We start from the raw sequence: 272 nt of genomic DNA, 5'->3' as shown, positions 1-272 counted from the left end.
ATGGCGGCAACACGAACATATTCCACCACTTCCTCCAGAGAGTGCTCAAGCTCTTCCTGGTCTTCGTCTTCGTCATAACCGAGCTGGGCGATATTGCGCAAATCGTCGATCGCCTCACCCACTTCGTCTTTCACCTGAGCCAATTTCGGCTGCATCATGCCGAGCCCGAGGAGAAAATGATTCACCCAACCGGCCAGAGCATCCGCGCGGTCGAACACGCTGACCGTTTCGCCTTCCGGCATCATCAGTTGGAACATGAAATCGTCGTCTTC

At 54.8% G+C, this 272-nt stretch carries 1 protein-coding gene; it reads right to left on the bottom strand.

Going from position 1 to position 272, the window contains the following annotated elements; translation table 11 throughout:
• Window positions 1–272 (bottom strand): UPF0149 family protein (locus J2D73_RS20320; protein WP_207884230.1); only part of this gene is annotated, 272 nt, incomplete at both ends.

The sequence above is a fragment of the Acetobacter sacchari genome, from assembly GCF_017377715.1.
In the GTDB taxonomy this organism is placed as follows: Bacteria; Pseudomonadota; Alphaproteobacteria; order Acetobacterales; family Acetobacteraceae; genus Acetobacter; species Acetobacter sacchari.
Note: the sequence above shows the minus strand (reverse complement) of the source record. Positions and strands in the feature narration are given on the sequence as shown.